Source organism: Arsukibacterium sp. (genome assembly GCF_033722355.1).
Lineage (GTDB): Bacteria > Pseudomonadota > Gammaproteobacteria > Enterobacterales > Alteromonadaceae > Alishewanella.
In genome coordinates, this window is record NZ_JAWVZF010000147.1 from 1 (window position 1) to 7,021 (window position 7,021).

The 7,021-nt window shown below is 50.2% G+C and carries 4 protein-coding genes; 3 read left to right on the forward strand and 1 reads right to left on the reverse strand.

Features of this window, described 5'->3' with window-relative positions:
• The 3 genes from R3177_RS11895 to putA form a co-directional block, all read left to right on the forward strand.
• On the forward strand, window positions 1–560 hold a 560-nt coding region (locus R3177_RS11895), incomplete at its 5' end, for an RNA polymerase sigma factor (RefSeq protein ID WP_318971246.1).
• Window positions 557–1,282, forward strand: a complete 726-nt coding sequence (locus R3177_RS11900) for a hypothetical protein (RefSeq protein WP_318971247.1) — start codon at window positions 557–559, stop codon at window positions 1,280–1,282. The genes R3177_RS11895 and R3177_RS11900, both read left to right, overlap by 4 nt.
• A 333-nt stretch (window positions 1,283–1,615) precedes the next feature.
• A complete protein-coding gene (gene putA / locus R3177_RS11905; protein ID WP_318971248.1) occupies window positions 1,616–5,422 on the forward strand; it encodes a bifunctional proline dehydrogenase/L-glutamate gamma-semialdehyde dehydrogenase PutA in 3,807 nt (1,268 codons plus the stop codon).
• Window positions 5,423–5,647: 225 nt separating this feature from the next.
• Here the strand turns inward: putA and R3177_RS11910 are convergent.
• Window positions 5,648–7,021: fused MFS/spermidine synthase (locus R3177_RS11910; RefSeq protein WP_318971249.1), on the reverse strand; the 1,374-nt coding region annotated here is incomplete at its 5' end.

Consider the following 7,021-nt stretch of genomic DNA (forward strand, 5'->3'; position numbering starts at 1 on the left):
CAATATGGAATAAAAAAGCCGATGCATCGTTATTACTACAGAGGCCAATCAATTTGAATCGAGAAGTACTAATTGCCATCTTGCCCGATTTACGTCGGTACTGTTATTCGCTGACAGGTTCGTCAGCAGATGCTGATGACCTGGTGCAAAGTGTACTGGAGAAAATATTGCGCAAACCCGTACCGACAGATATCCCCATTTTGAAATGGGCTTTTCGGGTGTGTTCCAATATGTGGATTGATGAATATCGTGCCAGACAAGTTCGGAATAATGCAGTTGAAGAGCAACTGCACCAGACATCCATCAGTACGCCCGAGAGTAATAATGAAATGACTATGCAGCTGGATGAAACCCTGAAACAAGTGCAGTTAGCATTGGCTGAATTAGCGCCTGAACAACGTCAAATTATCTCGTTGGTGGCGATGCGGGGGATGTCTTATCAGGAAGTAGCCGATATTTTGCAAATACCTACGGGTACGGTAATGAGCCGGTTAGGCAGGGCAAGGGTGCAACTTACCCAACATATGTTGTTGTTAGAGCAAAAAGGGCGTTTAGGATGATTACAGATGAGCAATTATCAGCATTTTTAGACAGTGAGTTGTCCGAAGCTGAAATGCGGCTAATCCGCCAGCAACTGGCAACTGATCCAGTACTATCTGCCCGGCTGGCCGAGCTGGCTAGCGCAGTAACTTTAGTGTCTCGATACGGCTCAGCGATCGAGCAAGTGCCTTTATCAGCTGATTTACAGAAGTTTCTGCAATCTACTTCAGTTAGTGCTGCCCGCCGGTCAGCACCGCTGCGGTTAAATGTCTGGCAACGCTTGCAGCATGTTGCTCAGCAGCACCTGGCGCTGGCGGCTGGTGTGGCGTTATTAGCAGGCTTGTTACTTGGGCAAGTTTTACCAATGTCCCAGCAGCCGGCATCCCCTCCCTGGCAAACGGTATTTGCCTTACTGGAAAGCAAAACAAGCGGCCAGCAATACGATGCCAGTCAAGATTATCAGTTGCTACCGCAACTGACTTTTAAAGATAGCCAGCAGCAATATTGCCGGCATTTTATTTTACGTGACAAGACGACGCAAAGTGAAAATATTGCCTGTCGCCGGGAAGGTCATTGGCAACTCGTCGTTAGCTATCTGACACCATTGCCGCCTCAAGCCGGCAATGGTTACCAATTGGCAAGCTCAGCAGCTAAATTAGATCCCTTATTAGATCAGCTAATTGCCGGCCCCTTGCTCGACGTCTCTGCTGAGCAACGGTTACTGGCTTCAAACTGGCAATAAAGCCAGCACCGATTTTTAATCAGGGCACTGATAATGCCCTGCTTTTTTTATTTACCTGAACTTGCTGCCTTTAACACTGTCAGGCTTATTACAGTAGTCAGATGTAACCCGCTCAGCCCATAAACCTTAAGCAATGCTGACGGCCTGACCATTTCGACAGAAACAGCAGCATTTTCTGCGGCCAAATTGCAATTACACCCTGTAAACTAGGGAAAAATAACCCAATTAAGCCAGCACATTCTGCTACATTTTGATTAGTATGCACGCTTGCTTTCGTGCCACCCAACTGGCTGAAGCAGCGCAATTCAGCCGCCATTTTGTTAAGGGTTTATTATGTTATTTACTGGTGATTTAACTACCAACTGTCCAATCAGACAAAAAATCCGTGACTATTACCGCATTGATGAAAATCAAATTATTGACATGCTTTTACCGATGGCCGAAGTCGGCGTGAAAGCGCGCAGCAGGGCCTGGGAGCGGGCACGGCAAATGGTGTTGAATATCCGGGAAGATCAGGATGGCCAGGGCGGCATCGATGCTTTATTAAACGAGTTCTCTTTGTCAAGCGATGAAGGCGTCGTGCTGATGTGTCTGGCCGAAGCCCTGCTACGGGTGCCGGATAAAAAAACCCAGGATATGCTTATCCGTGACAAACTGGCTAATGGCAACTGGAGCTCACATTTGGGCAGCAGCGAATCGCTGTTTGTTAATGCCTCATCCTGGGGGTTGTTAGTGACCGGCAAAATGGTTAATTATTCTGACCAGAGCAAGGCCGAGCAGTTTGGTATTCTGAAAAAAACCCTTGGCCGTCTGGGCGAACCGGTGATCCGCAAGTCAGTCAACTTTGCTATGAAAATCATGGGCAAGCAATTCGTCATGGGCACCACGATTGATGATGCGATTGATCGCGCTGAAGATACCGAGAAAAAAGGCTATGTCTACTCTTACGATATGCTGGGCGAAGGTGCCCGCACCATGGCGGATGCTGAGCGTTATTACCAGAGTTATTTAACGGCGATTCATGCTATCGGCAAAGCCGCGAAAGGCCGCGGCCCGGTAAAAAGCCCTGGGATCTCAGTAAAATTATCGGCTATTCACCCTCGTTACGAATTCAGTCACCGCGAGCGGGTAATGGCAGAGTTAGTGCCAAAGTTAAAAGAGCTGGTCCTGCTTGCCAAAAAATATGACATTGGTTTTACTATTGATGCAGAAGAAGCTGAGCGGTTGGATCTGTCACTGGATATCATTGAAACCATATTCAGCGATCCGGATTTAGGTGACTGGAACGGCTTCGGCCTGGCGGTACAGGCTTATCAGAAACGCGCTATTTTTGTCATTGAATGGCTGACCCAACTGGCACGTAAAGTAGGCCGCAGATTGATGGTGCGGTTAGTAAAAGGTGCCTATTGGGATACTGAAATAAAAACCACCCAGCAGGATGGCCTGGAACACTTTCCGGTATTTACCCGTAAAGCGTCCACCGATGTATGCTACAAAGCCTGTGCGATAAAAATGCTGGAAGCACGTGATGTGTTATATCCACAGTTTGCTACGCACAATGCCTATACCGCCGCGACTATTTTAGAAGTCGCTAAGGGTGATAACACAGGTTTTGAGTTTCAGCGACTGCATGGCATGGGCGAGTCTTTATTCGACCAGATTGTCAGCTCAGAAAAAATTCAGTGCCGGGTTTATGCGCCGGTAGGTGAGCATGAAAACCTGCTGGCGTACTTAGTTCGTCGCCTGCTCGAAAACGGTGCTAACTCATCTTTCGTCAATGCCATTGTTGATACCACTAAACCCGTCGAAACGCTGCTGCCGGATCCGGTTGAAACGCTGCAAGGCCTGCGGAACAAATATAATACCCAGATTAATATGCCAATAGACTTGTATGGCGCTGAGCGGGCAAATTCCAAAGGGCTGGATTTAACTGACATCAACAGTCTGATGCCTTTCAAAGAAAATCTGGATCGCTGGTTCGAAACGCATGTCATCAGTGAAGACACTGTACCCACGGGCGCCACGCCGGTAAGAAACCCGGCGAATCATCAGGAAATTATCGGCCATGTCACCATGCATAGTACTGAGCAGATGCAGCAACTGCTGGCCAATGCCGAAGCCGCCTTTGCCAGCTGGTCACAAACGCCGATTGCCCAGCGCGCAAATCTGCTGCGGCGGATCGCCGATATTTTAGAGCGCCATCATGACGAGCTGGTGGCTATTTGTATTAAAGAAGCCGGCAAAGTGGCCCAGGATGGTATCGATGAAGTAAGAGAAGCGGTCGATTTCTGTCGCTACTATGCTGCCCGGGCGGAAGAGCTCGCTAAAGATGAGCGGTTTGAACCGCGGGGCGTGATTTTATGTATCAGCCCGTGGAATTTCCCGCTGGCGATTTTCTTAGGTCAGGTTGCTGCCGCCATTGTTACCGGTAACACTGTTATCGCCAAGCCTGCCGAGCAAACCAGTTTAATAGCACTGCGCACCATTGAGCTGATGCAAATTGTCGGCTTACCAGAGCATGTGGTGCAGGCGGTTATTGCCAGGGGCAGTGAGGTAGGTAAAACGATAGTGCCGGATTCACGCATTCAGGCAGTGATGTTTACCGGCTCGACCGACACCGGCACCCTGATCGCGCAAACACTGGCGAACCGCAATGATATTCAGGTACCGCTGATTGCTGAAACCGGTGGCCAGAACTGTATGATTGTCGACTCGACCGCCTTGCCAGAGCAGGTGGTGGACGATGTTATCAGTTCGGGCTTTCAAAGTGCCGGTCAGCGCTGTTCAGCACTGCGCGTGCTTTATATTCAGGAAGATGTCGCTGACGGCATAATCGAGATGCTAAAAGGGGCATTAAAGGAGCTGCATGTCGGTGATCCGGCACTACTCAGCACCGACATTGGCCCGGTTATCGATGGCAAAGCGCTGAAAAACCTCGAAGATCACGTCGAATATCTGAAAGATAAAGCCACGTTACATTACCAGTGTGATATTCCGGATAACAGCAAAAACGGTGCTTATTTCTTTGCACCGCGCTTATATGAAATTAAAGACTTGTCGGTGCTGAAGCGCGAAGTATTCGGACCTTGCGTTCACATCATCCGCTTTAAGGCAAAGGATCTGGACAAGGTTATTGATGAAATTAACGGCACCGGCTATGGCTTGACCATGGGTATTCATTCGCGCATTGAAGAGCGCTGTGAATATCTGGCCAGAATGTCACGCGCCGGCAACGTATATGTTAACCGTAATATGATTGGTGCCATCGTCGGTGTTCAGCCGTTTGGTGGTCGCGGCCTGTCAGGCACCGGCCCCAAGGCAGGCGGACCGAACTATTTACTGCGTCTGGTAAAAGAGAAAGCGTCTCCGGAAAACGTGCAAATGACCAATCTGACACCGGACGAGCTTGATTTACACCATACCGCCGATGCTGATGCCCAGGTGCAGCAGCTGATGGAAAATTCTATGCGGGATGAGAAAAAATGGCGCGCCACTAAGCTGAATGATCGGGTATCAGTGCTTCGTCAGCTACTGGCTAAAATTGCTACCGTCGATATTATTGATGAACTGGCAGACGATTTAGGCTCTACCCTGGCGGATGCGCGCGCCCAGCTGAACCGGCTGGAAAAACATATGCGCAAGCCCAAAGTACTGCCGGGGCCAACAGGTGAATCAAACACCCTGCATTATGAGCCGCGGGGCTGCGTGGTATGTTACGCCGACAAGAGTACGTCGTTTAATTTCTGGGCAATTTCGATCATCACAGCCCTGGCTGCCGGTAACACTGTCATTACCGTGGCATCAGAGCTGTTTTATGATGAAGCCCAGGCATTTCGCGATAAGTTTATTGCCACCGGCGTCGCTAAAGGCGTATTCCAGGTGGCACGGCCGGATCAGTTGCAGGCCATTCTGGCTCACCCGCATTTGGCCGGTGCTGTGGTCGCAGCGCGCTCATCACGGCTTGGCTACTTTAGCCAGCAACTGGCTAAACGTGAAGGGGCAATCCTGCCGGTAATCAGTGCCGAGTATTACGATACGCTGATTAAGCGCTTAATCACCGAGAAAACCATCAGTATTGATACGACGGCCTCTGGTGGTAATACTTCGCTGATGACGATGGTGGAAGACGACGAGTCTTAATAAGAACCTGACAGACATACTCCCCAGGCACGGTAGCTGGTGTACTTAATTACACAGCACTGCGGCCAGGGCAGGGGGCTGAAAATACTTACTTCACCGGCTTCAAGGAGCACATCCCTGTGCCCTTTCAGCCTGCGCAGCATCCATGCTGCTGTTACGTAAGTACATCAGCCCCCTGCCCTTACTCCTTCCGATGCCCGATCTGCACTCATCTGTGGGCCGTTACTACTTCAACACCTGCAATAAATTACTACGCTGATCTGTCCAGCTTACCTCAGGGTTTAGCGGCGATGGCCACGGGCTTTGTGCTTGCTGAATAACCGGCTGGCCAACAAAACGCGCGTTAGCCGTAATTAACACCCATTCAGCCGCCGGGTGAATGCCCTCTGCTTGGGTGGCGATAAAGTAGGCATTCAGCCCCAGCGCTTTTGCCTGATTTCTGAGCAAACTGGTTAAATCCAGATAATTATTTGAGACATGCACCGCCAGCACTCCATCACTTTGTAAATGCTGCCAGTACAGCTGCATGGCTTCAATGGTCAGCAGATGCTGCGGAATGCTGTCACTGCTAAACGCATCCAGCACCAGCACATCAAACTGATTGCTGCCGCGCTTTGCTAATTCGGCTGCCAGCGTGAGCCTGGCATCACCCGGCACAATATTAACCTTAGCCGCACTGTCACCGAGATAACTGAAATATTCAGTTGCTACTTTAATGACTGCCGGGTTGAGTTCATAAAATGTGACAGTATCAGCGGGATCGGCATACACGGCCAGTGCCCCCGTTCCCAGCCCCACTAAGCCATAATTGCGTTGCTGCAGCTGACTAATGCTGCGGCTCGGTGCTGCCGGTAAAAAATGTTGCAGCGCCAGCGCCCCTCCGGTACCAGGGCGGTAATAACTTTGCGCTGTACCGGAAAGCGCAGGGTCAAGGTACTGGGAGCCATGGCTGGTGGTTCCATCGATCAACTGGCGTTGTGTCCGGCCGTTAACCGTTAAATCCCGCACCACCAGACTGCCATAGAAATTACGCTCGCTGTAGACGTTGTACTGGCCGAGCTGCCATTCCAGGCCAATAATACTAAGGCCGAACAACAGGCCACCGCTTAACCACAAACTCTGCTGCCAGCGTGGTTTTGCTGCACTGTCCGGCCAGAGCAGCAGCAGGTAAATCGCCAGTAACACCAGTAAAAACTCCCACTGCTGAATAAACACCAACGGGGCCAGCAGATTAACCGCCACACTGCCCAGCACACCACCAGCAGCCAGCAACAGATAAAAACCGGTTAAATACTGTGGCTCGGGTTTTAAGCGGGCAAGTTCACCATGGCACAGCATACAACCGCTGAATAAAATGGTCAGATACAATAGCAGCTGGGAAATCAGATCAAACTGGCGGCCGAGATAAAACAGCAATAAACCAAACACCATACTCAGGCAGAACAGATACAGCCACAAACCGCGCTGATACCAGCCTGGTTTATTAAATACCACTATATAACTGAGCAAATACAAACTGAGCGGCAGCACCCACAAAAAGGGCACTGGCGGCACATTCTGGGTAAGTTGCTGGGTTACCGCCAAAAGCAGCACTACACC

Excerpts from the sequence above, each read along its gene's own strand:
- R3177_RS11900 (WP_318971247.1), top strand. The coding sequence starts at position 557 with ATGATTACAGATGAGCAATTATCAGCATTTTTAGACAGTGAGTTGTCC.
- putA (WP_318971248.1), top strand. The coding sequence starts at position 1,616 with ATGTTATTTACTGGTGATTTAACTACCAACTGTCCAATCAGACAAAAA.